Origin of the sequence: Streptomyces sp. CB02414 (genome assembly GCF_001905385.1) — a bacterium.
Lineage (GTDB): Bacteria > Actinomycetota > Actinomycetes > Streptomycetales > Streptomycetaceae > Streptomyces.
This window is the reverse complement of sequence record NZ_LIPF01000002.1, coordinates 25585-49647: the sequence shown is the minus strand read 5'-3', so window position 1 is coordinate 49647 and position 24063 is coordinate 25585. Positions and strand designations below refer to the sequence as shown.

23 protein-coding genes are annotated in these 24063 nt (G+C 71.6%); 12 read left to right on the top strand and 11 right to left on the bottom strand.

The window, feature by feature from the left end; genetic code table 11:
* Positions 1 to 24: 24 nt before the first annotated feature.
* The 5 genes from AMK11_RS06300 to mce form a co-directional block, all read right to left on the bottom strand.
* The gene (locus tag AMK11_RS06300) at positions 25 to 801 is read right to left on the bottom strand and encodes an ABC transporter permease (protein ID WP_073724123.1); all 777 of its coding nucleotides are present in this window, start codon (positions 799 to 801) and stop codon (positions 25 to 27) included.
* Positions 798 to 1766 carry an ABC transporter ATP-binding protein gene (locus AMK11_RS06295; RefSeq protein ID WP_073724121.1) on the bottom strand — a complete coding sequence of 323 codons (969 nt, stop codon included), beginning with the start codon at positions 1764 to 1766 and terminating at the stop codon, positions 798 to 800. Before AMK11_RS06295 ends, AMK11_RS06300 begins: the two co-directional genes overlap by 4 nt.
* Before the next feature lie 96 nt (positions 1767 to 1862).
* Positions 1863 to 2798 (bottom strand): DivIVA domain-containing protein, encoded by a 936-nt coding sequence (locus tag AMK11_RS06290; RefSeq protein WP_073724119.1) that lies wholly within the window; start codon positions 2796 to 2798, stop codon positions 1863 to 1865.
* Between the two features lie 207 nt (positions 2799 to 3005).
* Positions 3006 to 6989, bottom strand: coding sequence for a polarized growth protein Scy (scy, locus tag AMK11_RS06285; RefSeq protein ID WP_073724117.1), 3984 nt, complete (start codon positions 6987 to 6989; stop codon positions 3006 to 3008).
* Positions 6990 to 7224: 235 nt separating this feature from the next.
* Positions 7225 to 7665 carry a methylmalonyl-CoA epimerase gene (mce, locus tag AMK11_RS06280; RefSeq protein ID WP_073724115.1) on the bottom strand — a complete coding sequence of 147 codons (441 nt, stop codon included), beginning with the start codon at positions 7663 to 7665 and terminating at the stop codon, positions 7225 to 7227.
* Between the two features lie 149 nt (positions 7666 to 7814).
* On the opposite strand from mce, the gene AMK11_RS06275 reads away from it, so the two are divergent.
* From AMK11_RS06275 to AMK11_RS06265, 3 genes are all read left to right on the top strand, one after another.
* The gene (locus AMK11_RS06275) at positions 7815 to 9038 is read left to right on the top strand and encodes an acetyl-CoA C-acetyltransferase (RefSeq protein ID WP_073724113.1); all 1224 of its coding nucleotides are present in this window, start codon (positions 7815 to 7817) and stop codon (positions 9036 to 9038) included.
* Between the two features lie 55 nt (positions 9039 to 9093).
* Positions 9094 to 10050 (top strand): methylmalonyl Co-A mutase-associated GTPase MeaB, encoded by a 957-nt coding sequence (meaB, locus tag AMK11_RS06270; RefSeq protein WP_073724111.1) that lies wholly within the window; start codon positions 9094 to 9096, stop codon positions 10048 to 10050.
* Positions 10051 to 10402: 352 nt separating this feature from the next.
* Positions 10403 to 11674: an MFS transporter gene (locus AMK11_RS06265; protein ID WP_073724110.1), complete on the top strand. Its 1272-nt coding sequence runs from the start codon at positions 10403 to 10405 to the stop codon at positions 11672 to 11674.
* Here AMK11_RS06265 and AMK11_RS06260 read toward each other — a convergent pair.
* Positions 11631 to 12356, bottom strand: a complete 726-nt coding sequence (locus tag AMK11_RS06260; RefSeq protein WP_073724108.1) for a PepSY domain-containing protein — start codon at positions 12354 to 12356, stop codon at positions 11631 to 11633. The two genes, AMK11_RS06265 and AMK11_RS06260, sit on opposite strands and share 44 nt — an antisense overlap.
* A gap of 134 nt (positions 12357 to 12490) precedes the next feature.
* Here AMK11_RS06260 and AMK11_RS06255 point away from each other — a divergent pair, with 134 nt between their 5' ends.
* Entirely contained in the window at positions 12491 to 13156 is a 666-nt protein-coding gene (locus AMK11_RS06255; RefSeq protein WP_073724106.1) for a response regulator transcription factor, read from the top strand.
* Positions 13156 to 14571, top strand: a complete 1416-nt coding sequence (locus AMK11_RS06250; RefSeq protein WP_073724104.1) for a sensor histidine kinase — start codon at positions 13156 to 13158, stop codon at positions 14569 to 14571. The genes AMK11_RS06255 and AMK11_RS06250 overlap by 1 nt, the downstream gene beginning before the upstream one ends.
* Before the next feature lie 19 nt (positions 14572 to 14590).
* On the opposite strand, the gene AMK11_RS06245 is transcribed toward AMK11_RS06250, so the two are convergent.
* The 4 genes from AMK11_RS06245 to AMK11_RS06230 form a co-directional block, all read right to left on the bottom strand.
* A complete protein-coding gene (locus tag AMK11_RS06245; protein ID WP_073724102.1) occupies positions 14591 to 15067 on the bottom strand; it encodes a MarR family winged helix-turn-helix transcriptional regulator in 477 nt (158 codons plus the stop codon).
* 101 nt (positions 15068 to 15168) lie between these two features.
* Entirely contained in the window at positions 15169 to 15945 is a 777-nt protein-coding gene (locus AMK11_RS06240) for an AIM24 family protein (protein ID WP_073724100.1), read from the bottom strand.
* Positions 15942 to 16592, bottom strand: coding sequence for an AIM24 family protein (locus AMK11_RS06235; RefSeq protein ID WP_073724098.1), 651 nt, complete (start codon positions 16590 to 16592; stop codon positions 15942 to 15944). The genes AMK11_RS06240 and AMK11_RS06235 overlap by 4 nt, the downstream gene beginning before the upstream one ends.
* A gap of 1 nt (position 16593) precedes the next feature.
* Positions 16594 to 17226, bottom strand: coding sequence for an AIM24 family protein (locus tag AMK11_RS06230; protein WP_073724096.1), 633 nt, complete (start codon positions 17224 to 17226; stop codon positions 16594 to 16596).
* A 186-nt stretch (positions 17227 to 17412) separates the two neighbouring features.
* Here AMK11_RS06230 and AMK11_RS06225 point away from each other — a divergent pair, with 186 nt between their 5' ends.
* The 5 genes from AMK11_RS06225 to AMK11_RS06205 all read left to right on the top strand — a co-directional run bounded on the left by AMK11_RS06225 (position 17413) and on the right by AMK11_RS06205 (position 20826).
* Entirely contained in the window at positions 17413 to 17757 is a 345-nt protein-coding gene (locus tag AMK11_RS06225; RefSeq protein ID WP_073724094.1) for a DUF3817 domain-containing protein, read from the top strand.
* Positions 17754 to 18047 (top strand): MTH1187 family thiamine-binding protein, encoded by a 294-nt coding sequence (locus tag AMK11_RS06220; protein WP_073724092.1) that lies wholly within the window; start codon positions 17754 to 17756, stop codon positions 18045 to 18047. The genes AMK11_RS06225 and AMK11_RS06220 overlap by 4 nt, the downstream gene beginning before the upstream one ends.
* Before the next feature lie 77 nt (positions 18048 to 18124).
* Positions 18125 to 18634 carry a MarR family winged helix-turn-helix transcriptional regulator gene (locus AMK11_RS06215; RefSeq protein WP_073724090.1) on the top strand — a complete coding sequence of 170 codons (510 nt, stop codon included), beginning with the start codon at positions 18125 to 18127 and terminating at the stop codon, positions 18632 to 18634.
* Between the two features lie 56 nt (positions 18635 to 18690).
* Positions 18691 to 19032 (top strand): DUF3817 domain-containing protein, encoded by a 342-nt coding sequence (locus tag AMK11_RS06210; protein ID WP_073724088.1) that lies wholly within the window; start codon positions 18691 to 18693, stop codon positions 19030 to 19032.
* Between the two features lie 93 nt (positions 19033 to 19125).
* The gene (locus tag AMK11_RS06205) at positions 19126 to 20826 is read left to right on the top strand and encodes an acyl-CoA mutase large subunit family protein (protein ID WP_073724086.1); all 1701 of its coding nucleotides are present in this window, start codon (positions 19126 to 19128) and stop codon (positions 20824 to 20826) included.
* Here AMK11_RS06205 and AMK11_RS06200 read toward each other — a convergent pair.
* A complete protein-coding gene (locus AMK11_RS06200; RefSeq protein WP_073724084.1) occupies positions 20823 to 21455 on the bottom strand; it encodes a TetR/AcrR family transcriptional regulator in 633 nt (210 codons plus the stop codon). The genes AMK11_RS06205 and AMK11_RS06200 overlap by 4 nt on opposite strands.
* A 248-nt stretch (positions 21456 to 21703) precedes the next feature.
* Here AMK11_RS06200 and AMK11_RS06195 point away from each other — a divergent pair, with 248 nt between their 5' ends.
* Together AMK11_RS06195 and AMK11_RS06185 are read left to right on the top strand one after the other, a co-directional pair.
* Complete coding sequence (locus AMK11_RS06195) at positions 21704 to 22681, top strand: tetratricopeptide repeat protein (protein WP_073724082.1); 978 nt, start codon at positions 21704 to 21706, stop codon at positions 22679 to 22681.
* A gap of 633 nt (positions 22682 to 23314) precedes the next feature.
* On the top strand, positions 23315 to 23947 hold the full coding sequence (locus AMK11_RS06185; RefSeq protein ID WP_073724080.1) for a DUF6230 family protein: 633 nt from the start codon (positions 23315 to 23317) through the stop codon (positions 23945 to 23947).
* Positions 23948 to 24063 lie beyond the last annotated feature (116 nt).

The following is a 24063-nucleotide window of genomic DNA, read 5'->3' as shown; positions in this document are numbered from 1 at the left end:
TCGCGAAACCGTGCCGGACAGTGACTAGGCGTCCCGTTTCCTCAGCACCACGTACCCGCCGACGAGGGCCGCGATCACCCACAATGCCATGATCCCGAGTCCGCCCCACGGTCCGTAGGGCACGTCGTCGTCGAGCGGCGCGACCACCTGCATGATCTTGCTGCCGGCCTGGTCGGGCAGGAACCGGCCGACCTTCTCCGTCGCGGGGACGTTGCCCAGGATGTTGGAGATCAGGAAGAAGAACGGCATCAGGATGCCCAGCGACAGCATCGGCGAGCGCAGCATCGCGGCGACGCCCATCGAGAACATCGCGATCAGCGTCATGTAGAGCCCGCCGCCGATGACCGCGCGCAGTACGCCCGGATCACCGATCGACGCCTTCAGGTCGCCGAGCATCGCCTGCCCGAGGAAGAAGGTGGCGAAGCTGGTGATCATGCTGACGACCAGCGCGAGGGCGGTGGCCACCGCGATCTTGCTGAACAGGAAGGTGCCCCGCTTCGGCACGGCGGCCAGCGAGGTGCGGATCATGCCGGTGCTGTACTCGTTCGCCACCACCAGCACGCCGAACACGATCATCGCCAGCTGGCCGAGGCTCGTCCCGGCGAAGCTGATGAAGGTCGGGTCGAAGACGAGTTGGTCCTCGCGGCCCATGTTGTCGAACTCGCTCTTCGACAGCGCCGAAATCAGCATGCCGAGGGCGATGGTGACGACCACGGCGAGGCCCAGCGTCCACACCGTGGACGCGACCGACCGGATCTTGGTCCACTCGGACCGGACGATTTGTGTCGCCGCCATGCTCATCCCTTCCTCCACTCGCTGCCCCACTGCTGCTGTTGCCCCGGCGGCACCGGACCGGCCGGCTGTCCGTCGTGCGCGTGGTACTCCACCGACTCCGCCGTCAGCTGCATGAACGCCTCCTCCAGCGAGGCCCGCTGCGGACTCAGCTCGTGCAGCACGATCTGGTGCCGCGCCGCCAGCTCGCCGACGGCCTCCGCCTTGTCGCCGTCCACCTCCAGCACATCGCCGGTCTCGACGACCGTGACGCCCTCGCCGTGCAGCACGTCGAGCAGCCGCTCGCGCTGCGGGGTGCGGACGCGGACGTAGCTGCGCGAGTTCTCCGCGATGAAGTCGGCCATCGAGGTGTCCGCCAGCAGCCTGCCCTGCCCGATGACGACCAGGTGGTCCGCCGTCAGCGCCATCTCGCTCATCAGGTGGGAGGAGACGAAGACCGTACGGCCCTGGGAGGCCAGCGTCTTCATCAGATTGCGGATCCAGTGGATGCCCTCGGGGTCGAGCCCGTTCACCGGCTCGTCGAACATCAGGATCCGCGGGTCGCCCAGCAGCGCCGCGGCGATGCCCAGCCGCTGGCCCATGCCGAGGGAGAACCCCTTGGTCTTCTTCTTGGCGACCGCCGTGAGCCCGACCGTGTCCAGGACCTCGCGGACCCGCCTGGTGGGGATGCCGTTGCTCTGCGCGAGGCACAGCAAGTGATTGTAGGCGCTGCGCCCGCCGTGCCAGGCCTTGGCCTCCAGCAGCGCGCCGATGTACGTCAGCGGGTCCTTCAGCTGGTCGTAGTGCTTGCCGTCGATCCGGACGTCCCCGGCCGTCGGCCGGTCCAGGCCCAGCACCATCCGCATGGTGGTCGACTTGCCCGCACCGTTGGGGCCGAGGAAGCCCGTGATGATGCCCGGTCTGACGGTGAAGGAGAGATTGTTGACCGCGACCTTCTCGCCGTACCGCTTGGTCAGCCCCTCGAGCTCGATCATGGCGACCACGCTAGAACGGGGCGAAGCCTTCTGCCACCCCGGTGACAGAAGGCTTCGTCCGAGTTCCAGGCCCGTTCGGCCGGTGTACGCCCCGCGTCAGCGGGACTGCTGGGCCGGCACCCCGCGGGAGACCGGCTCCTCGTCGGCCGGCGTGCCGGCGGCGGCCACCGCGGCGCCCGTGAGGGTCGCCAGCATCTCGCGCACGTTGGTCAGCTGCGCGTTGATGGAGTCGCGGCGGTTGGTGAGGGCTGCGAGCTCGCGCTCGGATTCCGAACGGATCCGGTCGGCCTTGGCGTTGGCGTCGGCCACGATGTCCTCGGCCTGGCGCTGCGCCGTCTCGACGGTCTGGCGGGCGCGGCGCTCGGCGTCGGTGCGCAGCTTCTCCGCCTCCAGGCGCAGCTGCTCCGCGCGGTGCTCGATCTCCGCGAGCCGCTTCTCGGCCTTGGCCTGACGGGAGGCCAGGTCGCGCTCGGACTGCTCGCGGCGCTTGGCGAGGTTCGTCTCGAAGTCGGCGGCGGCCTGAGCGGCCTTGGCGCGGGTCTCCTCGAAGAGGGCGTCGGCCTCCTCACGCTTGGACTGCGCGTCCTTCTGCGCCTCGGAACGCAGCTGCGCGGCGTCGCCCTTGGCCTGCTCGACGATCCGGACGCCCTCGTCCTCGGCCTTGGCCTTGCGCTCCGCGGCGTACGACTCCGCGTCGTTGCGCACCTGCTGGGCCGCCGACTCGGCGAGCTCGCGGTGCTGCTCGGCCGCGCGCCGGGCCTCCTCGCGCAGGTCCTTCGCCTCTTCCTCGGCGAGACGCAGGATCTTCTCGACCCGGGCACCGAGACCGGCGTACGACGGCTCGGCGTCGTTCACCTGCGCCTGGGCGTTCTGGGTCTCGAGGTGGAGCTCCTCGATGCGCTTTTCCAGAGCGGTGATGCGGGAGTGAGCGCTGTCACGGTCGGAGACGAGCTTGGCGATGTAGTCGTCCACCTGAGCGCGGTCGTACCCACGCCGCACGTGCTCGAAGCCGTAGGGGGAAGTGTCGCTCATGGGGTTCCTGTCGAAAGAGACCGGGTGAGGTGATAGAGGGAATCCTAGGCGCCGATGCGGTGTGTCATCGAGCGGATGCACGTTTGATACGGAGAATGACACCTCTTTCGGGTGGCTGACACGCGGACGGCTTGCCAAAGTCTTGGTCAAGGGTTTGTCCGGTCGTACCCCAAAGATCTCCAGCAGACACCGAATCCGCCCCGGACGCTAGCCGTCTGACGATTTGCCACCCGAACGTGGGGCACCCACCGTGGCCCCGGCCTTGACCCCGTTGTCCTTGCCGCCGCCCGCGGGCGCCTCGAAGGACTCCAGCGCCTCCAGCACGTCCTGCACCCGGGAGATCTCGGCGTTGATGTCCTCGCGGCGCCGCACCAGGATCTCCAGCTCGCGCTTGCCCTCCTCGACCGTCTCCCGCGCCTCGCGCACGGCCTCGGCCTTCAGCTCCTCGGCCTCCCGGACCAGCGTGGCCTTCTTCTGCTCGGCCTCCTTGAGCAGCCCCTCGGCCTTCTTGACGGCGGCGATGCGCACCTTGCCGGCCTCGGAGTTGGCCTCCGACACCAGCTCCTTGGCCTTCGCCTCCGCCTTGGCGAGCTGCTCCTCGGCGGCCTTGACGAGCGCGTCGCAGCGGTCGCCGGCCGACTTCATGGTCTCCGCGGCCTCGCGGCGGGCGCGCTCGTGCAGCTCCTCGATCTCGGAGGTGAGGCGCTCGCGCAGCTCCTCCGCGCGCTCCCTTATGGCGGTCGCGTCCCGGCGGGCGCCCACCAGCAGCTCGTCCGCGTCCGTACGGGCCTTCTCCACCCGGGTGTTGCCCTCGACCGTCGCCTCCTGGACGATCCGGTCGGCCTCCGCGCGGGCCGCGCCGACCATCGTGTCGGCCTGCGACTCGGCGTCCGCGGTGGCCTTCTGGGCCTGCTGCTGGGCCTCGGTGAGCAGCTTGTCGGCCTCGGCGGTGGTCTCGGTGATGAGCGTGTCGACCTGCTCGGCCGCCTCCGAACGCCGCTTGTTGGCGTCCTTGCGGGCCTCGTCGAGGGTGCGCTCGGCCTCCTCGCGGGCGGCCGCGGTCACCCGCTCGGCCTCCGCCGCGGCCTGAGCCTGCACCCGCTCCGCCTCGACGCGGACGCGCTCGGCGTGCTGCCGCGCGGAGCCGACCGTCTCCGCGGCCTCGGCGCGCAGCCGCTCGGCCTCGCCGGTGGCGTCCGAGAGCAGCTGCTCGGCCTGGGCACCCGCCTCGGTCCGGACCCGGTCGGCCTCGGCGACCGACTCGGTCCGCAGCCGTTCGGCCTCCTCGACCGCCGCCGACTGAACGCGCTCCGCCTCGCTCGCCGCCTCGGTGCGGACGCGCTCCGCCTCGGCGGCCGTCTCCGTGCGGAGCCGGTCGGTCTCGGTCACCGTCTCCGTGGTCAGGCGCTCCGCCTCGGAACGCGCCTCGGTGATCAGGGTGTCCGCCTGCGTCGCCGCGTCGGACCGGATGCGGTTGGCGTCCTCGCGGGCGTCCGCCCGGGTGCGGGACGCGGACTGCTCGGCCTCGGCGATGGCGTCGGAGGCCTCGGTGCGCACCCGCTGGGCGTGCTCGGAGACGTCCGCGCGGATGCGCTCGGCCTCCGTGATGGCCTCGGACACGGTCCGCTCGGCCAGCGACTTGGCGGCCTCCGTCTCCTCCTGAGCCTCGTGCCTCAGGCGCCCGGCGTCCTCGCTCGCCCGCTCCCGCTCCGCGTAGGCGTCGGCGCGGACGCGGTCCGCCTCCTCCTCGGCCTCGCGCCGGGTGCGCTCCGCCGCGTGCTCGGCGGCGCTGCGCAGCCCGGTGATCTCCTCCTGGGCCTGCTCGTGCAGCCCGGCGACCGAGTCCCGTACCTGCGTCGCGTGCTGCTCGGCGGCCGACACCATCTCGGTGGCGCGCCGGTCGGCCTCCTCGACCAGCCGGACCGCCTCGGCCTGCGCCTCGTCCACGCGCTTGCGCGCCGAGGCCAGCAGCTCCTCGCTCTGCTCGCGGGCCCGCTCGCGCTCCTGGTCGGCCTCCTGCCGGGCGTCGCCGAGCAGCTCCTCGGCCTCGCGGCGGCGCCTGGCCGCCTCCTCCTGGGCGGCGGCCAGCGTCTCGGACGCCTCGGCGGCGATCCGCTCGGCGGCGCTCTGCGCCTCCGCCCGCACCCGGTCGGCGCTCTCCTGCGCCTCCGACTTCAGCCGCTCGGCCTCACTGGAGGCCTCCGACCGCAGGCGTACGGCGACGGCCTCGCCCTCCGCGCGGGAGGCGGAAGCGTCCGCGGCGGCCTCGGTGCGCAGCCGCTCGGCCTCCGTCTCGGCCTGCTGCTGGAGCGTACGGATACGCTCCGCGGCCTCGCTCCGCAGCCGCTCGCTCTCCTCCGCGGCCTCGCGGCGGATCCGCTCGCCCTCCTCGCGGGCCTCGGTCAGTGCCTGCTCGGCGGCCGTGCGCCGCTCCTCGGCCTCCGTCTGGAGTCGCGTCAGCTCCTCGGCGGCCTCCTCGCGGCGGGCCTCGACGGCCCGCTCGGTCTCCTCGCGCAGCTCGCCGGCGGCCCGTTCGGCCTCAGCCTTGAGCTCCTCGGCCCGCTCCTCGGCCTCCGCGCGGTGCCGTTCGGCCTCCGCGCGGGTGCGCTCCAGGGTCTCCTCGGCCTGCCGGCGCAGGGTCGTCGCCCGCTCGATGGCCTCGGCACGGACCTTCTCGCCGTCCGCCGTCGCGGTCTGCCGCAGCTCGTCGGCGTCCGCCTTGGCCTTGGCGAGCAGCTCCTCGGCGGTCTTCGCCGCCTCCTCGATCTGCGCCACGGCCTCCTTGCGGGCCTCGGCGCGGATCCTCTCGCCCTCTTCGACCGCGTCGGCGCGCAGCTGCTCGGCCTCGCCGCGCAGCCGGCGCGCCTCCTCCTGGAGCTCGACCGTCTTGGCGCGGTACTCCTTGGTGTCGTCCTTCGCCGCGCCCTTGAGCTGCGCGGCGATGTCGTGCGCCTCGCCGCGCAGCCGGTCCGCCTCGGCCTCGGCCTCGGAGCGGATCCGCTCGGCCTCCTCGGCGGCGGCCTTCGTGGTGCGCTTGGCGTCCTCCGACGCCTTGTTCAGCACGTCCTCGGCGGTCTTGGCCGCCTTGGACAGCTGGGTCGCCGACTCCTCGGCGGTGATCGTGCGGGCCTTCTCGGCGGCCTCGGCGACGATCTTCTCGGCCTCGGCGCGGGCGTCCGCGACCAGCTGCTCGGCCTCGGACTTCGTCGTCTCGGCGTCCTTGGTGGCCTCGCCGACCAGCCGGGCGACCTGCTCCTTGGCGGTGCGGGTGCGCTGCTCGTTGGTCTGCTCGGCGCTCGCCAGGGCCTTGGCGGCGGTCTCCTCGGCCTCGGCGACCAGCTTCTCGGCCTCGGTCTGCGCCTTGCGCAGCGCCTCCTCGGCCTCGGTCATCCGCTGCTCGGCGGTCCGGCTCAGCTCCTGCGCCCGGCGCCGCGCGTCCTCCGACTCGGTCGCCGTGGAGCTGCGCAGCTGCTCGGCGTGGTCGGTGGCCTCCTGGGCCTGCGTGGAGGCGGCGTTCAGCAGCCGCTCGGCGTCCGCGCGGGCCCGGCGCAGGATCTGCTCGGCCTCCGTGCGGGCGCTCTCGGCGTCGCTGCGCAGCCGCTGCCGGGCCTCGGTGGTCAGCCGCTCGGCCTCCGCGCGGGCCGCTGTCAGGGCCTGCTCGGCCTCCGCGCGGGACTCGTCCAGCAGCCGGCGGGCCTGCTGCTCGGTGCGGGCGCGCAACTGCTCCGCCCACGCCACGTTCTCGTTGACGTGCGACTCGACGGTCTGCCGGCGCTCGGCCAGCTCCTGGTCGAGCTGCTGGCGCCGGGTCACCGCCTCCTGGTGCAGCTCCGACTGGAGCCGGGCGGAATGCTCGGCGTGCTCCTGGAGGATGCGCTGCGTCTGCGCCCGGGCCTCGCTCAGCTCCCGCTCGGCGTCCGCGCGCAGCTGGTCGGCCTGCGTCTGCGCGTTGCGCAGCAACTGCTCGGCCTGGTACCCGATGTCGCCGCCGTCGAAGGCGGGCCGGGACATGATGGTGCGCCGCGCCTCGTGCAGCTTGGCGCGCAGCACCTCGACCTGGTAGCCGAGGTCCTCGGCGTGCTGGATCGCCTTTTCCCGCTCGGTCTTCAGCCGCTTCATCTCGGCCTCGAACCGAGAGAGGTGGTCGACGTCAGCCGCCGGCTCTCGCTCCTGGCTCTCGTAGCCCCGCACTGCGCGGTCCCATCCGTCCCCTGGTCGCAAAAACTTCCGAACGAGCTCCGTCCGTCCGCCGGACGGGGCCCCCGGGGGAATGGTGTCAGATCAACGGCGGAGCACGTGTTCCTGCCCCGGCGTTCGCCCCCCGAAACACGGACCCCGGCGGTCCCGCCACCACAGACGGCAGGACCGGGTCACCCCGGACTGAGCGGCGACCGCACCCAACCCTACCGGCCCATATGTACGAGGGTCAGTGCTCAGGTGACTCAACGGCCGCCGAAGTGACGAGTTCTGTCAGTACGCCATGGCAGTCCTTGGGGTGCAGGAAGGTGATCCGCGACCCCATCGAACCGCGCCGGGGCTCGTCGTACAGAACGCGTACGCCCTTGTCCCGGATGCCGGCGGCGTCGGCGTCCACGTCCGCCGTGCCGAAGGCGATGTGGTGGACGCCCTCGCCGTTCTTGGCGAGCCACTTGCCGACCGCCGAGTCCTCGCGGGTCGGCTCCAGGAGCTGGAGGTAGGAGGCGCCGCCGTCCGACGTATCGTTGATCTTGAGCATGGCCTCGCGGACGCCCTGCTCCTCGTTGACCTCGGTGTGGAACACCTCGAAGCCGTAGGTGGCACGGTAGAACTCGACGGTCGTGTCGAGGTCGTGGCAGGCGATTCCGATGTGGTCGATTCGCGTCAGCATGGATTCAGTGCAGCGCTCCGGAGGTGGTTACGCAACGTGCGCGCGATCACACCGACCGCCGGGTGACGGGCGGGATACCGCTCAGTACATTCGAGTAAACCCTCGTTCACTCCTCGGCCTGTGCGGGCCGGAAAAGGGGATCGCAGCTCATGTCTTCTGGAAACTCCGAAACCTCTGGAAAGAACGGCACGACCTCCGTCATCGTCGCGGGTGCCCGCACCCCGATGGGGCGGCTGCTCGGCTCGCTGAAGGCCTTCTCCGGCGCCGACCTCGGCGGCTTCGCGATCAAGGCCGCCCTCGACCGCGCGGGGATCGGCGGCGACCAGGTCCAGTACGTGATCATGGGGCAGGTGCTCCAGGCGGGCGCCGGGCAGATCCCGGCCCGCCAGGCCGCCGTCAAGGCCGGCATCCCCATGAACGTGCCGGCGCTCACGGTCAACAAGGTCTGCCTCTCGGGCCTGGACGCGATCGCGCTCGCCGACCAGCTCATTCGCGCCGGTGAATTCGACGTGGTCGTCGCCGGCGGCCAGGAGTCCATGACCAACGCCCCGCACCTGCTGCCGAAGTCCCGCGAGGGCTACAAGTACGGCGCGGTCCAGATGCTCGACGCCATGGCGCACGACGGTCTGACCGACTCCTTCGAGAACATCGCCATGGGCGAGTCGACGGAGAAGCACAACACCCGCCTCGGCATCGAGCGCCCCGCCCAAGACGAGATCGCCGCGCTCTCCCACCAGCGCGCCGCCGCCGCCCAGAAGAACGGCCTCTTCGAGGCCGAGATCACCCCGGTGGAGATCCCGCAGCGCAAGGGCGACCCGGTGCTGTTCAGCAAGGACGAGGGCATCCGCGGCGACACCACCGCCGAGTCGCTGGGCAAGCTGCGCCCGGCCTTCTCCAAGGACGGCACGATCACCGCGGGCTCGTCCTCGCAGATCTCCGACGGCGCCGCGGCCGTGGTCGTCATGAGCAAGGCCAAGGCGCTGGAGCTCGGCCTGGAGTGGATCGCGGAGATCGGCGCCCACGGCAACGTGGCCGGCCCGGACAACTCTTTGCAGTCGCAGCCGTCGAACGCCATCCAGCACGCCCTGAAGAAGGAGGGGCTGGACGTCGCGGACCTCGACCTCATCGAGATCAACGAGGCCTTCGCGGCCGTCGCCGTGCAGTCAATGAAGGACCTCGGCGTCTCCACCGAAAAGGTGAACGTCAACGGCGGCGCCATCGCGCTGGGCCACCCCATCGGCATGTCCGGCGCCCGCCTCGTGCTGCACCTGGCGCTGGAGCTGAAGCGGCGCGGCGGCGGGGTCGGCGCGGCGGCGCTGTGCGGCGGCGGCGGCCAGGGCGACGCGCTGATCGTGCGGGTGCCCAAGGCCTGACTTCGGGTCACCGGGTAAGGACCCGGGTGACGACTTCTCACTGAACGGAGCTGTGATGCAGGACGTCTCCTCGCTGGTGGCCCAGGCCAGGGAAGGCCGGCCGCGGGCCGTGGCCCGGCTGATCTCGCTGGTGGAGGGGGCGTCTCCGCAGCTCAGGGAGGTCATGGAGGCGCTGGCGCCGCTCACGGGCAACGCGTACGTCGTCGGCCTGACCGGTTCCCCCGGCGTCGGCAAGTCGACCTCCACCTCGGCGCTGGTGACGGCGTACCGCAAGCAGGGCAGGCGGGTCGGCGTCCTCGCCGTCGACCCGTCCTCCCCCTTCTCCGGCGGCGCTCTGCTCGGCGACCGCGTCCGGATGTCGGAGCACGCCTCCGACCCGGGCGTCTACATCCGCTCGATGGCGACCCGCGGCCACCTCGGCGGCCTCGCCTGGGCGGCGCCGCAGGCGATCCGCGTCCTCGACGCGGCGGGCTGCGACGTGGTCCTGGTCGAGACGGTCGGCGTCGGCCAGTCGGAGGTCGAGATCGCCTCCCAGGCCGACACCTCCGTCGTCCTCCTCGCCCCGGGCATGGGCGACGGCATCCAGGCCGCCAAGGCCGGCATCCTGGAGATCGGCGACGTCTACGTCGTCAACAAGGCCGACCGCGACGGCGCCGACGCGACCGCCCGCGAGCTCAACCACATGCTGGGCCTCGGCGAGTCCCGCGGTCCCGGCGACTGGCGTCCGCCCATCGTCAAGACGGTCGCCGCGCGCGGCGAGGGCGTCGACGAGGTCGTCGAGGCGCTGGAGAAGCACCGCGCCTGGATGGAGGAACGGGACGTCCTGGCCGAACGCCGCCGCGCCCGCGCCGCCCGCGAGGTCGAGACCATCGCCGTCACCACCCTGCGCGAACGCATCGGCGACCTCCACGGCGACCGCCGCCTCGGCGCCCTCGCGGAACGCATCGTCGCGGGCGAACTGGACCCGTACCGCGCCGCGGACGAACTGGTGGCGGGCCTGACGAACGGCTGACACGGACCGAGCGCCGGGCCCGGCACCGGACGCGGTGACGACCGCCGAGCAGGGCCCGGCCGTCCGGCGCCGAGCCGGGCGACCGTGCCGGCGCACCCCACCGAGCCGGTCCGCGTCGGTGGGCCGGAGCGGGGGCGGGTGCCTGGCCATGCCCGGCGTTCGGCCGGTCCCACGTACGAGTGACCGGCCGGTTGCCGGTGCCGAAATAGGCGTGCGGCTCCCGGGTCGCGCTGCTACGTTGACGCGCGTGTTCCTCCTCTTGGCCTAGGGCCCGCCCCGCACGCGACCGCCGCATCCGGCCGTCGCGCGCCTCGGCGTCCCCTCGTTGCCTCCCTCTTGAGGAACTCCTCGCGTGTCCACGCCCACTCCGCGGCCCTCGTACGCCGCCGTGCTCCGTGTCCCCCATGCCCGCCGCACCTTCGCGGCGGCCCTCGTCGGCCGGCTGTCGTACGGCACGGTCTCCCTCGCCCTGATGCTCTCCCTGACCCGGTCCACCGGGTCGTACGCCGTGGCCGGCACGGTCATGGCCGTCTTCGGCGGCACCGGCGTCCTCGTCTCCCCCTACCGCGCCGCACTCGTCGACCGGCACGGCCTGCGCCGGGCCCTGACCCCCATGGCCCTGCTCTACGGCGGCCTGCTCTGCGCTCTGGCGGAACTGTGCCGGCACCCCGGTGTGCCCGGGGCCGTGCTCGCCGGGGCCGCCGCGCTCGCGGGGGCCTGCACGCCGCCGCTCGGCTCCACGATGCGCGCGGTGTGGGCCGAACTGCTGCCGGACCGGCACCTGCTCCAGCGGGCCTACAGCCTGGACGGCGTCGCCGAAGAACTGCTCTTCGTCTCCGGCCCGCTCCTGGTCGGCGCCGTCGTGGCCGTCGCCCCGCCGGCCGCCGGCCTCGTACTCAGCGCGTTCCTGGTGGTCGTGGGCACGCTCGCCTTCGTCACCTCACCGGCGGCGGCCCTGCTGCGTCCGGCGGAGCGGGAGAAGGGCGACGCCCCCGCGCCCGGGAGGGGCGGCACCGGACAAGGCCGGGCTCTGCTGCAACCCGTCGTCGTCGCCGCGTGCGTCGGTGTCTCGGTGAGCGCCGTCGACCTCCTCGTCGTCGCCTACGCGGGGGAGCGCGGCCTCGGGGACGGCGCCGTCGCCTGGGTGCTCGCGGCGCTGTCGGTGGGCAGCGCGGTCGGCGGTCTCGTCAACGGCGCCGTCGCCTGGAGTTCGCCCACCCGCGCCCGGCTCCCGTTCTTCGCGGCCGGTCTCGGCGTCTGCCTGGCCGCCGCGGGCCTCGCACCCGGCCTGGGCACGCTGGTCCTGGCCGTCACGTGTGCGGGCCTGTTCGTGGCGCCGGCGCTGACCACGTCCTACCTCGTCGCCGACGAGAGCGCCGCCCCCGGCTTCCGGGTCCGGGCCGGGACCTGGTGCAACACCGCCGTGAACGCCGGGATGTCGGCCGGTGCCGCCGCCGTGGGGCTGCTGGTGGAGCGCCTTCCCCTGCCGGTGTGCTTCGCGGTGTCCGGCGCGGTCGCCGCGGTGGCGGCGCTGGTGCCGGGGCGCCGCCGCCGAGGGGCCGCCGGGCGACAGGGCCCGGTCAGTCGTCGTCGGAGTCCGAGTGGTGCGAGCGGTCGGCCGTGACCTTGCCGGTGCTCAGGTCGACGCGCCAGTCCTGCTCGCCCTTGCCCGAGGACGTGGTCTCGACCTCCCAGGCGGCCTCGCCGTCCCCGTAGTAGCCGTCCTCGTCCAGCTCCACGTCGGTCACGGTCCCACGGCCGGCGGCGGCCTTCGCGGCCTCGGCGGCGTCCACGGAGGCGCCCTTCAGCGCGGCCCGCACCTCGTCGGTGTCGTCCTCGTCGTCCGTCTCGGAGCCGAGCACCTTGCCGGAGCCCGGGTCGATCCGGACGCTGTGCCAGGTGCCGTCGCCGCCCAGGACGTCGACCTCCCAGACCGCACGCTCGCGGTCGTCGCGGTCGCCGTCGTCATCGTCGCCGTCCTCGTCGTCCAGCTCGGCGGAGACGGCGGTGCCCGGGGCCTCCTTCAGGGCGGCGGCGACGGCCTCGGCCGCCGTCACCTTCGCGGAGGACGCGCGGGCGGCGTCGTCGCGGTCGTCGTCCCGGTCGTCGTGGTCACGGTCACGGGAGTCGTCGCCGTCGTCCGCGTCGTCGTCCGCGGCGCCCTTCGCGTCGTCGTCCCGGTCCCGGACGTCCGACTGGCGCGTCGTACCCGGGTCGTCGTCCCCCGCGGTCGCCAGCGCCGTCGCCGTACCGCCCCCGATCAGTGCGGCGGCGGTGACGGCGGCGATCACGATGTTGCGCTTCATAGGGAATCCTCCGAGTCGTACACGTTCGTTCGATGTCGCTGTGCTTTCGACACCCTCACTGTCGGGGACGGAGGCTGAGGCGGAGCTGAAGCCACCTGAAGGCTTCTTCAGCTACGTTTTGCGACTCTTTACGCATGCGCCTGTTGATCGTGGAGGACGAGAAGCGGCTGGCCCTGTCGCTCGCCAGGGGGCTCACCGCCGAGGGCTACGCCGTGGACGTCGTCCACGACGGCCGGGAGGGCCTGCACCGGGCCGGTGAGGGCGTGTACGACCTGGTCATCCTCGACATCATGCTGCCCGGCCTCAACGGCTACCGGGTCTGCGCCGCCCTGCGCGCCGCCGGCCACGACGTGCCGATCCTGATGCTCACCGCCAAGGACGGCGAGTACGACGAGGCGGAGGGGCTGGACACGGGCGCCGACGACTACCTCACCAAGCCCTTCTCGTACGTCGTCCTCGTCGCCCGCGTGAAGGCCCTGCTGCGGCGCCGGACTCAGGGAGCCGGCGCCTCGCCCGTGCACGTCCACGGCGACCTGAAGGTCGACACCGCCGCCCGCCGGGTCTTCCTGGGCGAGCGCGAAGTGACCCTCACGGCGAAGGAGTTCGCCGTCCTGGAGCAGCTCGTGGTGCGGGCCGGGCAGGTCGTGTCCAAGGCCGAGATCCTGGAGCACGTCTGGGACTTCGCCTACGACGGCGACCCCAACATCGTCGAGGTCTACGTCAGCGCCCTCAGGCGCAAGCTGCGCGCGGCCCTCATCCGAACCGTGCGCGGCGCCGGCTACCGGCTGGAGGCCGAGTGATGAGCCGCCTCTTCGGGTCGGTCCGGGCCCGCGCCACGCTCGGCGCGACCCTCGTGGTCGCCGTCGCCCTGGTCGCGGCCGGCACCGCCGTCCTGCTGTCCCTGCGGTCCAACCTGCTCGGCGAGGCCGGCACCCAGGCGGAACGCTCCGCGCGCGAGGTCGCCACCGAAATGGCCATCGGGACGCCGTACGGCGAGCTGTCCCTGGACGTCGACGACCGCCCGCTGCAGATCGTCGACGAGGACGGCAGGCTCGTCGCCGCCAGCGAGGACCTGGAACGGATCAGCGGCACCGGCGTCGACGCGGTGAAGCCGCAGCCGGCCCCCACCGGCGACACCGACGACGATGACTCGGACGATGACGACGACTCCGCCGAGGCGCTCGAAGCCGGTGAGATCGGCGAGCGGACCACCGTCAGCGACGGCTCGGCGACGATCGACGGCGACACGGAGGACTACCGCTTCGCCGCCGTGCCCGTCGAGACCGACGAGCAGGGAAGGCTCACCGTCTGGGCCGGCGCCCCGCTCTCCGCCGAGCACGGTGCCGTGAACACCGCGCTGACCGTCATGCTGATCGGCTTCCCGCTGCTGCTCGTGGTCGTCGGATGGGTGACCTGGCTGGTCACCCGGCGCGCGCTGCGGCCCGTGGAGGGCATCCGCCGGGAGATGGCCGCGATCACCGCCAGCGAGGACCTGGCGCGCCGCGTCCCGGTGCCCGGCACGCACGACGAGGTGGCCAGGCTCGCCTCGACCACCAACGAGACGCTGGCCGCCCTGGAGTCCTCGGTGGAGCGGCAGCGGCGTTTCGTCGCCGACGCCTCGCACGAGCTGCGCAGTCCGATCGCCTCGCTGCGCACCCAGCTGGAGGTGGCCGCCGCCCACCCGGAGCTGCTGGACCTGGACGGTGCCGTAGAGGACACCGTACGGCTGCAGCGGCTCGCCGCCGACCTGTTGCTGCTGGCCCGGCTGGACGCGGGGGAGCGGCCCGCAGACGCGCGCGTCGACCTCGCCGGGCTGGCGCGGGAGGCGGCGGGGGACCGGGCCGGGGTGCGGGTGCGGGCCGAGGACGACGTGACGGTCGCCGGGTCGCGCGGGCAGCTGGGGCGGGTGCTGTCCAACTTGCTGGACAACGCCCAGCGGCACGCCCGCTCGGCCGTGGAGGTGTCCGTGCGGCGGGACGGGGAGGCGGCCGTGGTCGCGGTGGCCGACGACGGGGAGGGTGTGCCGGCGGCCGACCGGGAGCGGGTCTTCGAGCGGTTCGTACGGCTCGACGCCGCCCGCAGCCGTGACGACGGCGGGGCCGGGCTGGGTCTGGCCATCGCCCGCGACGTCGCCGTACGGCACGGCGGCACGCTCACGGTTCACGACGCTCCGGCAGGCGGCGCCCTGTTCGAGCTCCGCCTGCCGGGTGCCTAGACCATCTCTGCGGACGTGATCAAGGGCGCCCGCGCTGTCCGCGCAGGTGCTCCGCGATCGGCTTGAGCGCCTTGTCCAGCTCCGTCAGGGCCTCGGGGGCCAGCAGGTCGATGAAGTGCCGGCGGACGGACGCCACGTGGTGCGGGGCGACCTTCCGCATCGTCTCCAGGCCGTGCTCGGTGAGGACGGCGTAGAGCCCGCGGCGGTCGGACTCGCAGTTCTCCCGCCGGACCAGGTTCGCGTTCTCCATGCGGGTGATCTGGTGGGAGAGGCGGCTCTTGGACTGCATCGTGGCGGTGGCCAGGTCGCTCATCCGCATGCGGTCGCCCTCCGACTCGGAGAGGTTCACCAGGATCTCGTAGTCGTTCATCGTCAGGCCGAACGGCTGCAGGTCCTTCTCGAGCTGGTGCGTCAACAGCCTGTTGACCTCCAGGTGGGTGCGCCAAGCACACTGCTCCGTATCGGTCAGCCAGCGGGTGGCCGTCTCGGTCTCCATGTATGAAGTCTACCTAAAATGTTGAAAGGCGAACTAGTGAGGGGTGATCCGTGACGGTGACGGTGCGCACGCGTTCGACGTCACACTCCGCAGATTACCGCTCACAGCCCGAAGCGGCGCTGGAGGTCCCCCAGCTGTCCGGGAAGCCCCGGTACCCCGGACCGGCCTCCCGCACCCCCGGAAGCACCCCCTCCGGGCACCCCCGCCTGCTGCGGAGCGACCCCCGTGGCCTGCTCCGGCATCAGCGTCTCGCTCGACTGCAGCAGCACCGTCCCGGCGCCGACGAACTCGAACTGGTGCTCCTCCCCGGAGGCCCCGCCGAGCCCCGTCATCGCACGTAGACCGCCCAGCAGGCCGGTCATGTACCCGTGGTCGTAGTGGTGGCACGGAGACGGGCAGTCCGCCCAGCCGACCAAGGCCTGCGGGTCGACCCGGATCGGCGGCTCCATGAACACCACCGGACCGTTCGACGCGGCCACGAACTTTCCGGTTCCGATCAGGGTCAGAAAACCCGGCACGATCGACTGTTTGAGAGCAAGACTTGGCTGAAAAGCGAGCAGGTTGCCCGAGCGAATGGTCAGGTTGCCGTCCTCGAGGTCATACGAATTCACATCGAACGCCCGGTCGGCGAGGAGCATCTTGCCCGAGCCCTCGGCGACGACCCAGTCGCTCGCGTGCAGAGGCGAATGGAACGACGTACGCATCAGACGGTCCATCCGCCCGTGCCCGATCCCGTTGAACTCGATCGTCCCGTAGTAGGCGATCATCTTCCCCTTCTGCAGGAACCACTGGCTCCCCTTGAGCTCCACGCAGAAGGTGTACGGATTGACGTTGTCGTCCGCCGGCAGCGTCGCCGGGTCGTGATGAACGGTGCTCACAGCTTCTCCTCCGAGGCCTGGACGAACACGGTGCCGCTGCCGCTCAGCTCCAGCTGGAACGCCTCGCCGGAGCCGCGCCCCACCATGTCCCGCCAGCCCAGCGCCGTGGACAGCTTGTTGCGCACGTCGCCGTGGTGGGCGACGTAGGCCTGCGGATCGACGCGCACCGGCCGCTGCGGGGTGATGGGGACCTCGAAGACACCGCCGTGCGCCATCACCGCCACCGAGCCGTGCCCCCGCAGCGTCGTCGTGAAGAGTCCCTGCCCGCTCACCTGGCCCCGCACCATGCCCATCACCCCGCCCTGCGAGCCCAGGAACACGGTGTTCTGCTCCAGCGTGCCCTCGAAGGCGAGCAGCCGGTCCGCCTCCACGTACAGCGTGTCGCCGGAGAGCTCGATCACCTGCACGTGGTGGCCGCCGTGCCCGAAGAGCACCGTGCCGCTGCCCTCGACGGTCATCAGCGGCGTGTCCTCGTTCGCCACCCGGCGCCCGATCATCGACACCACACCGCCCCGCCCGCCGGTCATGTTCGGGGTGAAGGACACGTCCCCCTGGTAGGCGAGCATCGCCCCGCGCTGACTGAACAGCCGCTGCCCGGGCGCCACGGTCGCCTGCACCATCTTGGAGTTGATCTCCCGGAAGGCCATCTCACACATCCCCCGCGATCGTGTTCCGCTCGCTCGGCTGCACGTACACCAGCCCGTCGCCCTCGAAGCGGATCTGGAAGGCCTCCCCGCCGCCCTCACCGAACAGCGTGCGGAAGGTCACACCCGACTGGAAGGACTGCCGCAGGTTCCCCTGGTGCGCGACGTACGCCCCGGGGTCGACGGTCAGCGGGTACTGCGCGCTGACCCGCAGCACCACCGCCGGCCCGTCCGACATGATCGCCACCTGCCCGTGCCCCTCCACGGTCGTGGTGAACAGCCCGTTGCCCTGCGAGGCGCCACGCGCCCCCGTGAAACTGGTGCCGGTCCGCAGCCCGGCGTCGGCCGCCAGGAAGTTGCTCGACTCGACGTACAGCTTGTCGCCCTGGAGGCCGACGAGGTTGATCTCCGAGGCCCGGTCCGCGAACCAGCAGGTCCCGTGCCCCCTCACCTCCATCACCGTCATCTGCTCGCCGGTGATCCGCCGGGTCACCATGCCCCGGATGCCCTCACCGCCGCCGCTCAGCTTCTTGAAGGCCATCTCCCCGTCGTACGCGACCATCGAGCCGTTCTTCGCCTTCACGGCGTCCCCGGTCATGTCGACGGCGAGTACCTTGCTTCCCTGAAGTCGGAACATCGCCACAAATGTGAAGGTAGCCCGCCGGGCGGCCCCGCCGACAGGTCTCCGACCCCCTCGCCCGGGCGCGTCGGGGGTTTGCCACAATGGACGCGCGCTTGTGCGTTCGTTCACAAACCGCCTGCTCGTCGGGCGTGCCCCGAGTACCGACCCCTCTCCCACCGACTCTCCCACCGAAGGTGACCCGTGGACCTCAAGACCGCCTCCGCCCTCCGCCGTCTCCGCCTGGTCTCCAGCCCCGAGGCGATTTCGTTCCTGCTGCTGCTGGTCTGCTCCGTGCTGAAGCGGACCACCGACTTCAACGCGGTGCCCGTGATGGGCGCGGTCCACGGCTTCCTCTTCGTCCTGTACGTGATCTTCTGGGCGGACGCCTGGAACCGCGCCAAGTGGTCCTTCGGTACCGCCGCCTTCTACTTCGTCATGTCGGTCCTGCCGACCGGCGGTTTCTTCGCCGAGCGCAGGCTCAAGCGCGAGGCCGAGAGCGCGGTCATCGCCTCCCGCGCCCGTCAGGAAGGGGTCGTGGGCGCATGATCGTCGCCTTCTCAGTGACACCGCTCGGCGTCGGCGAGGACGTGGGGGAGTACGTCGCCGACGCCGTCCGGGTGGTCCGCGAGTCGGGCCTGCCCCACCGCACGGACGCGATGTTCACGTCCGTCGAGGGTGAGTGGGACGAGGTCATGGACGTCGTCCGGCGCGCCGTCGCCGCCGTCGAGGCCCGGGCGCCGCGCGTGTCCCTCGTCCTCAAGGCGGACATCCGCCCCGGCGTGACGGACGGTCTCACCTCCAAGGTGGAGACCGTGGAACGGCACCTCGCCGAATAGCCGCGAGTCATACGTGGGGGTATCGAAAGGCGAGACGGGGCTGACCGGGATATGACCGGCCGGTAGGGTCTGATGCCGTGCCGAAGCCCCTCAGTCTCTCCTTCGACCCCATCGCCCGCGCCGACGAACTGTGGAAGCAGCGCTGGGGCGGCGTGCCGTCCATGGCCGCGATCACCTCGATCATGCGGGCGCACCAGATCCTGCTGGCCGAGGTGGACGCGGTGGTCAAGCCGTACGAGCTGACCTTCGCGCGCTACGAGGCGCTGGTGCTGCTCACCTTCTCCAAGTCGGGCGAGCTGCCGATGTCCAAGATCGGCGAGCGTCTGATGGTGCACCCCACCTCCGTGACGAACACCGTCGACCGGCTGGTGAGGTCCGGCCTGGTCGACAAGCGCCCCAACCCCAACGACGGCCGCGGCACCCTCGCCACCATCACCGACAAGGGCCGCGAGGTGGTCGAGTCGGCCACCCGCGACCTCATGGCGATGGACTTCGGCCTGGGCGCGTACGACGCCGAGGAGTGCGGCGAGATCTTCGCGATGCTGAGGCCGCTGCGGGTCGCCGCAGGCGACTTCGAAGAGGCCTGAGCGAGTCGCCGGTCCCGCCCGAAGATCGCGCGAAACGGACGGTTACGCTCGTTCCCATGAAAAAGAGCGTGCTGACCCGCTACCGGGTCATGGCGTACGTCACCGGTGTGCTGCTGATCCTGCTCTGCCTCGGCATGATCGCCAAGTATCTGCTGGACATGGACGGCGCGGCCGACTTCACCCGCGTCGTCAGCATCGCGCACGGCTGGCTGTATGTGATCTACCTGGTCTTCGCCTTCGACCTGGGCGCCAAGGCGAAGTGGAAGGTCAGCAAGCAGCTGTGGGTGCTGCTGGCCGGGACCGTCCCGACCGCCGCGTTCTTCGTGGAACGCAGGATCAGCCGGGAACTGGACGCCAAGGTCGCCACGACCGAGGCACCCGCCGCCGCCAAGGCGTAAGCGGGGCTTGTCAAGCCCTTTCACCGCCGTACGGACACCCGTACGGCGGCACCCCATCGACATTTACTTGGACGTCCTAGTAAATTCGAGGGTATGGATGCTGACGCCATAGAGGAGGGCCGCCTTCGCTGGCAGGCCCGGTACGACGCGGCGCGCAAGCGCGACGCCGACTTCACCACGCTCTCCGGCGATCCCGTGGAGCCGGTGTACGGGCCCCGGCCCGGGGACGCCTACGAGGGCTTCGAGCGGATCGGCTGGCCGGGGGAGTACCCCTTCACCCGCGGCCTGCATCCGACCGGGTACCGGGGGCGCACGTGGACCATCCGGCAGTTCGCCGGGTTCGGCAACGCCGAGCAGACCAACGAGCGCTACAAGATGATCCTCCGCAACGGCGGCGGCGGGCTCTCGGTCGCCTTCGACATGCCGACCCTGATGGGCCGCGACTCCGACGACCCGCGCTCCCTCGGCGAGGTCGGGCACTGCGGCGTGGCCATCGACTCGGCCGCCGACATGGAGGTGCTGTTCAAGGACATCCCGCTCGGTGACGTGACCACCTCGATGACGATCAGCGGGCCCGCCGTGCCCGTGTTCTGCATGTACCTGGTCGCCGCCGAACGCCAGGGCGTCGACGCGTCCGTGCTCAACGGCACGCTCCAGACCGACATCTTCAAGGAGTACATCGCGCAGAAGGAGTGGCTCTTCCAGCCGGAGCCGCACCTGCGCCTGATCGGCGACCTGATGGAGTACTGCGCGGCCGGCATCCCCGCCTACAAGCCGCTCTCCGTCTCCGGCTACCACATCCGCGAGGCCGGGGCGACGGCCGCGCAGGAGCTGGCGTACACCCTGGCGGACGGCTTCGGGTACGTGGAGCTGGGGCTCAGCCGCGGTCTGGACGTGGACGTCTTCGCGCCCGGCCTCTCCTTCTTCTTCGACGCGCACCTCGACTTCTTCGAGGAGATCGCCAAGTTCCGCGCGGCCCGCAGGATCTGGGCCCGGTGGATGCGGGACGTGTACGGCGCGAAGTCCGACAAGGCGCAGTGGCTGCGCTTCCACACGCAGACCGCCGGTGTCTCGCTGACCGCGCAGCAGCCGTACAACAACGTGGTGCGTACGGCGGTGGAGGCGCTGGCGGCGGTGCTCGGCGGTACGAACTCCCTGCACACCAACGCGCTGGACGAGACCCTCGCGCTGCCCAGCGAGCAGGCCGCCGAGATCGCCCTGCGCACCCAGCAGGTGCTCATGGAGGAGACCGGCGTCGCCAACGTCGCCGACCCGCTGGGCGGCTCCTGGTTCATCGAGCAGCTGACCGACCGGATCGAGGCCGACGCCGAGAAGATCTTCGAGCAGATCAAGGAGCGGGGGCTGCGGGCCCACCCCGACGGGCAGCACCCCGTCGGGCCGATCACCTCCGGCCTCCTGCGCGGCATCGAGGACGGCTGGTTCACCGGCGAGATCGCCGAGTCCGCCTTCCGCTACCAGCAGGCCCTGGAGAAGGACGACAAGAAGGTCGTCGGCGTCAACGTCCACACCGGCTCCGTCACCGGCGACCTGGAGATCCTGCGCGTCAGCCACGAGGTGGAACGCGAGCAGGTGCGGGTGCTGGGCGAGCGCAGGACGGCCCGGGACGACGCGGCCGTGCGCGGTGCGCTGGACGCGATGCTGGCCGCCGCCCGCTCCGGCGGGAACATGATCGAGCCGATGCTGGACGCGGTGCGCGCGGAGGCGACGCTGGGTGAGATCTGCGGCGTGCTGCGGGACGAGTGGGGGGTGTACACGGAGCCGGCGGGGTTCTAGGGCCCCGGCTCGGCGGGTCGAGCGGCGAGCCCTCCCAGCAGCACCTGCGTGAGGCCGCGCACCCATTCCCCGTCCGCCGCCGCCGCGCTGACCAGGGTGCGGTGGACGACCGCGCCGGCGACCACGTCGAAGATGAGGTCCGCGGTACGGGCGGCCTCGGCCGGGTCGGTCTCCGGGGGCAGTTCGCCCCGTGCCTGGGCCCGTGCCCGGCCCTCCAGCACCAGGCGCTTCTGCCGCTCCACGATCGACGTGCGGATGCGCTCGCGCAGCGCCTCGTCGCGCGTGGACTCGGCGACCACCGCCATCAGGCCGCTCTTGGCCTCCGGTCGGGCCAGGATCGCCGCGAACTGGAGGACCACGCCCTCGATGTCGGCGGCCAGGGAGCCCCGGTCGGGCAGCCGCAGCTCGTCGAAGAGTTCGGCGACCGCGTCGACGACCAGTTCGTTCTTGCCCGTCCAGCGGCGGTACAGCGTCGTCTTGGCAACCCCGGCCCGCGTGGCGACGTCCTGCAGGGTGAGCTTCGACCAGCCCAGTTCCACCAGGGCCGCCCGCGTCGCGGCCAGGATCGCGGTGTCCGCCGCGGCGCTGCGCGGGCGCCCGGCACGGCCGGCGTGGGTGCTGCTCTGCATTCCCCGACCTTAACCGGCGGGTAACGAACGGGCGTCCGTGAGGCAGATCACGGAGGAGGGCTGTTCCGGCGGCCCGCTCGGGCATTACGCTACGGGTCGTAGCGAAAGCACGGGTCCGCCCGTGCCCCAGCGACGACCACGGGCGTGGGGTGGGGACCCGGCGCCGGCACGACTGCCAACAGCACACTTCCAGGCGGGCTTTCACCCCGCTTTTCACGCACACGCGCGGTACGGGGGAGGATAGACCCATGCAGCCACGGAACATGTCCATGAGCGGGGTCGTCGACCTCGCCGCGGTGAAGCAGGCCCAGGAGGCCAAGGCGAAGGCGGAGCAGGCGCGCGCCGAGGCGGCCCGGAACGGCGGGACGGGCGCCGTCTCCCCGGCCGACCTCGTCATCGACGTCGACGAGGCCCGCTTCGAGAGCGACGTCCTGCAGCGGTCCACCGAGGTCCCGGTCGTCATCGACTTCTGGGCCGAGTGGTGCGAGCCCTGCAAGCAGCTGAGCCCGGTCCTGGAGCGGCTCGCCGTCGAGTACAGCGGGCGCTTCCTCCTCGCCAAGATCGACGTCGACGCCAACCAGATGCTGATGCAGCAGTTCGGCGTCCAGGGCATCCCGGCCGTGTTCGCGGTCGTGGCGGGCCAGGCCCTGCCGCTCTTCCAGGGCGCCGCGGGCGAGACGCAGATCCGCCAGACCCTCGACCAGCTGGTGCAGGTCGCCGAGGAACGCTTCGGCCTGACCGGTCTCGCCGTCGACCCCGAGGCGGAGCCGGGCACCGCCCAGGCCGCCGCCCCCGAGCGTCCCGCAGGTCCGCACGACGCGGCGCTCGAGGCCGCGGTGCAGGCGCTGGACGCCGGTGACCTGGGCGGGGCCGTCCAGGCGTACAAGAACGTGCTGGCCGAGGACCCGGGCAACACGGAGGCCAAACTGGGCCTCGCCCAGGCCGAGTTGCTCCAGCGCGTGCAGAACGCCGACCCGCAGCGGGTCCGTCAGGACGCGGCCGACAAGCCGGGCGACGCCCAGGCGCAGATCGCCGCCGCCGACCTGGACCTGGTGGGCGGTCATGTGGAGGACGCCTTCGGGCGCCTCATCGACACGGTCCGCGTCACGGCCGGCGACGACCGGGACGCCGTACGGCTGCGGCTGCTGGAGCTGTTCGAGGTCGTCGGCGCCGACGATCCGCGGGTGGCCACGGCGCGCAGGGCGCTGGCCCGCGCCCTGTTCTAGCGGGCGGGGTACCGCCCGTTCGTCCGGGTGGTGCCCGTGTGAAGGAGCTGTCTCCGGTAGGTCACTGCGGCCGCGCTTTACCAAATCTTGGTAATCGCGGCCGCTGTTACTGCCAGTAAGTCGGCGGCGCCGATCTGTCGGTTTCTGTCCAGCGATCAATAGTTTTGTTCCGACCGCATGACACACCCAGCGTCGCCGTTCAGGGGCGGTGTGTCGTACTCCGGTTGTTGAGCCGTTACCAGCGAGTAACGAACCCCCTTGTGTCGGCGCCGAGAATGCACCACGATCGGCGACGCTCGGTCCATTCCCGTACCCCGAAAGCCAGTCGGGTCGCGGGGGTTCCTGGGTCCCCACCGAGCAGAGCCGGCGGCAGTGGCGCCGGCTCTTGGGCAGGGGGGTCTTCGTCCACCCGGCGAAGCCTGTCCAGCAGGGTTGTGCGTGATGCGTGTCAGGCGCGACCAGTGGTTGTCGCTCGGGGGTGATCGCCGGTGATTCGGGCTCGTTTCGTACGTGCCGCCGAGTGCGGGCGCTCTCCTTCCCGAGGACGTAGCACTTCTCCCATCCCTGCCAGGTCCAGCCGCCGCTCCGGGGGCTGGCCGAGGCCAGGAGATGTACGTCCGAGAAGGAGGAAATATGGAGTCCCAGGTGCGTGGCGGGACCAGATGGAAGCGGTTCGCTGTGGTGATGGTGCCCAGCGTTGCCGCCACGGCGGCGATAGGCGTCGCGCTGGGGCAGGGTGCCCTGGCGGCTTCGTTCAGCGTCTCCGGTCAGTCGTTCAAGGTGACGGCGGACCGGCTCGACGGTACGGGGTTCTCCCAGTACGGGGCCATTGACTCGGGTTACACGCTGAAGGGCGAGAAGACGGCTCACCCCGTCGCCGTTTCGGCGTTCAAGTCCGCGACCATCAAGGGCATGTGCCAGTCCGTGGTCACCCCGGACATCCCGCTGATCGGTTCGGTCAGCCTCATGCTCAAGGCGGGCGGCGGCGACAAGCCGGTCGAGGCGAAGAACCTGTACATCGACGTCGAGCAGCTCGAGGCCGACGCCACCTTCCGCAACATCGACATCGGTGTGGCCGCCAAGGACGCCAACAAGGGTCCCGGCATCCAGAAGGGCGACACCGCGAACCCGAACGGATTCGCGCAGCAGGCCGACTCGGCCACGCTGACCGACGTGAAGCAGACGGCGTGGGCCACCACCGCCGGAACCTTCAAGCTCAGCGGTCTGAAGATGTCGCTGTCCAAGGGTGTCAAGGAGTGCTACTAAGCACCCCGTGACGGGCGGGGGAGCCAGCGGCGCCCCCGCCCGTCCACTCTCCGGCCGTGTCGTCGCACACGGCCCACATCTCCACCACAGCAAAGCCGTACCAGGGAGCTGTTTTC

Bases quoted from the DNA above. Each gene is read 5' to 3' on its own strand.
- AMK11_RS06300 (WP_073724123.1), bottom strand. From the start codon at position 801: ATGAGCATGGCGGCGACACAAATCGTCCGGTCCGAGTGGACCAAGATC.
- AMK11_RS06295 (WP_073724121.1), bottom strand. From the start codon at position 1,766: ATGATCGAGCTCGAGGGGCTGACCAAGCGGTACGGCGAGAAGGTCGCG.
- AMK11_RS06290 (WP_073724119.1), bottom strand. From the start codon at position 2,798: ATGAGCGACACTTCCCCCTACGGCTTCGAGCACGTGCGGCGTGGGTAC.
- mce (WP_073724115.1), bottom strand. From the start codon at position 7,665: ATGCTGACGCGAATCGACCACATCGGAATCGCCTGCCACGACCTCGAC.
- AMK11_RS06275 (WP_073724113.1), top strand. From the start codon at position 7,815: ATGTCTTCTGGAAACTCCGAAACCTCTGGAAAGAACGGCACGACCTCC.
- meaB (WP_073724111.1), top strand. From the start codon at position 9,094: ATGCAGGACGTCTCCTCGCTGGTGGCCCAGGCCAGGGAAGGCCGGCCG.
- AMK11_RS06260 (WP_073724108.1), bottom strand. From the start codon at position 12,356: ATGAAGCGCAACATCGTGATCGCCGCCGTCACCGCCGCCGCACTGATC.
- AMK11_RS06255 (WP_073724106.1), top strand. From the start codon at position 12,491: ATGCGCCTGTTGATCGTGGAGGACGAGAAGCGGCTGGCCCTGTCGCTC.
- AMK11_RS06250 (WP_073724104.1), top strand. From the start codon at position 13,156: ATGAGCCGCCTCTTCGGGTCGGTCCGGGCCCGCGCCACGCTCGGCGCG.
- AMK11_RS06245 (WP_073724102.1), bottom strand. From the start codon at position 15,067: ATGGAGACCGAGACGGCCACCCGCTGGCTGACCGATACGGAGCAGTGT.
- AMK11_RS06235 (WP_073724098.1), bottom strand. From the start codon at position 16,592: ATGGCCTTCCGGGAGATCAACTCCAAGATGGTGCAGGCGACCGTGGCG.
- AMK11_RS06230 (WP_073724096.1), bottom strand. From the start codon at position 17,226: ATGTTCCGACTTCAGGGAAGCAAGGTACTCGCCGTCGACATGACCGGG.
- AMK11_RS06220 (WP_073724092.1), top strand. From the start codon at position 17,754: ATGATCGTCGCCTTCTCAGTGACACCGCTCGGCGTCGGCGAGGACGTG.
- AMK11_RS06210 (WP_073724088.1), top strand. From the start codon at position 18,691: ATGAAAAAGAGCGTGCTGACCCGCTACCGGGTCATGGCGTACGTCACC.
- AMK11_RS06205 (WP_073724086.1), top strand. From the start codon at position 19,126: ATGGATGCTGACGCCATAGAGGAGGGCCGCCTTCGCTGGCAGGCCCGG.
- AMK11_RS06200 (WP_073724084.1), bottom strand. From the start codon at position 21,455: ATGCAGAGCAGCACCCACGCCGGCCGTGCCGGGCGCCCGCGCAGCGCC.
- AMK11_RS06195 (WP_073724082.1), top strand. From the start codon at position 21,704: ATGCAGCCACGGAACATGTCCATGAGCGGGGTCGTCGACCTCGCCGCG.
- AMK11_RS06185 (WP_073724080.1), top strand. From the start codon at position 23,315: ATGGAGTCCCAGGTGCGTGGCGGGACCAGATGGAAGCGGTTCGCTGTG.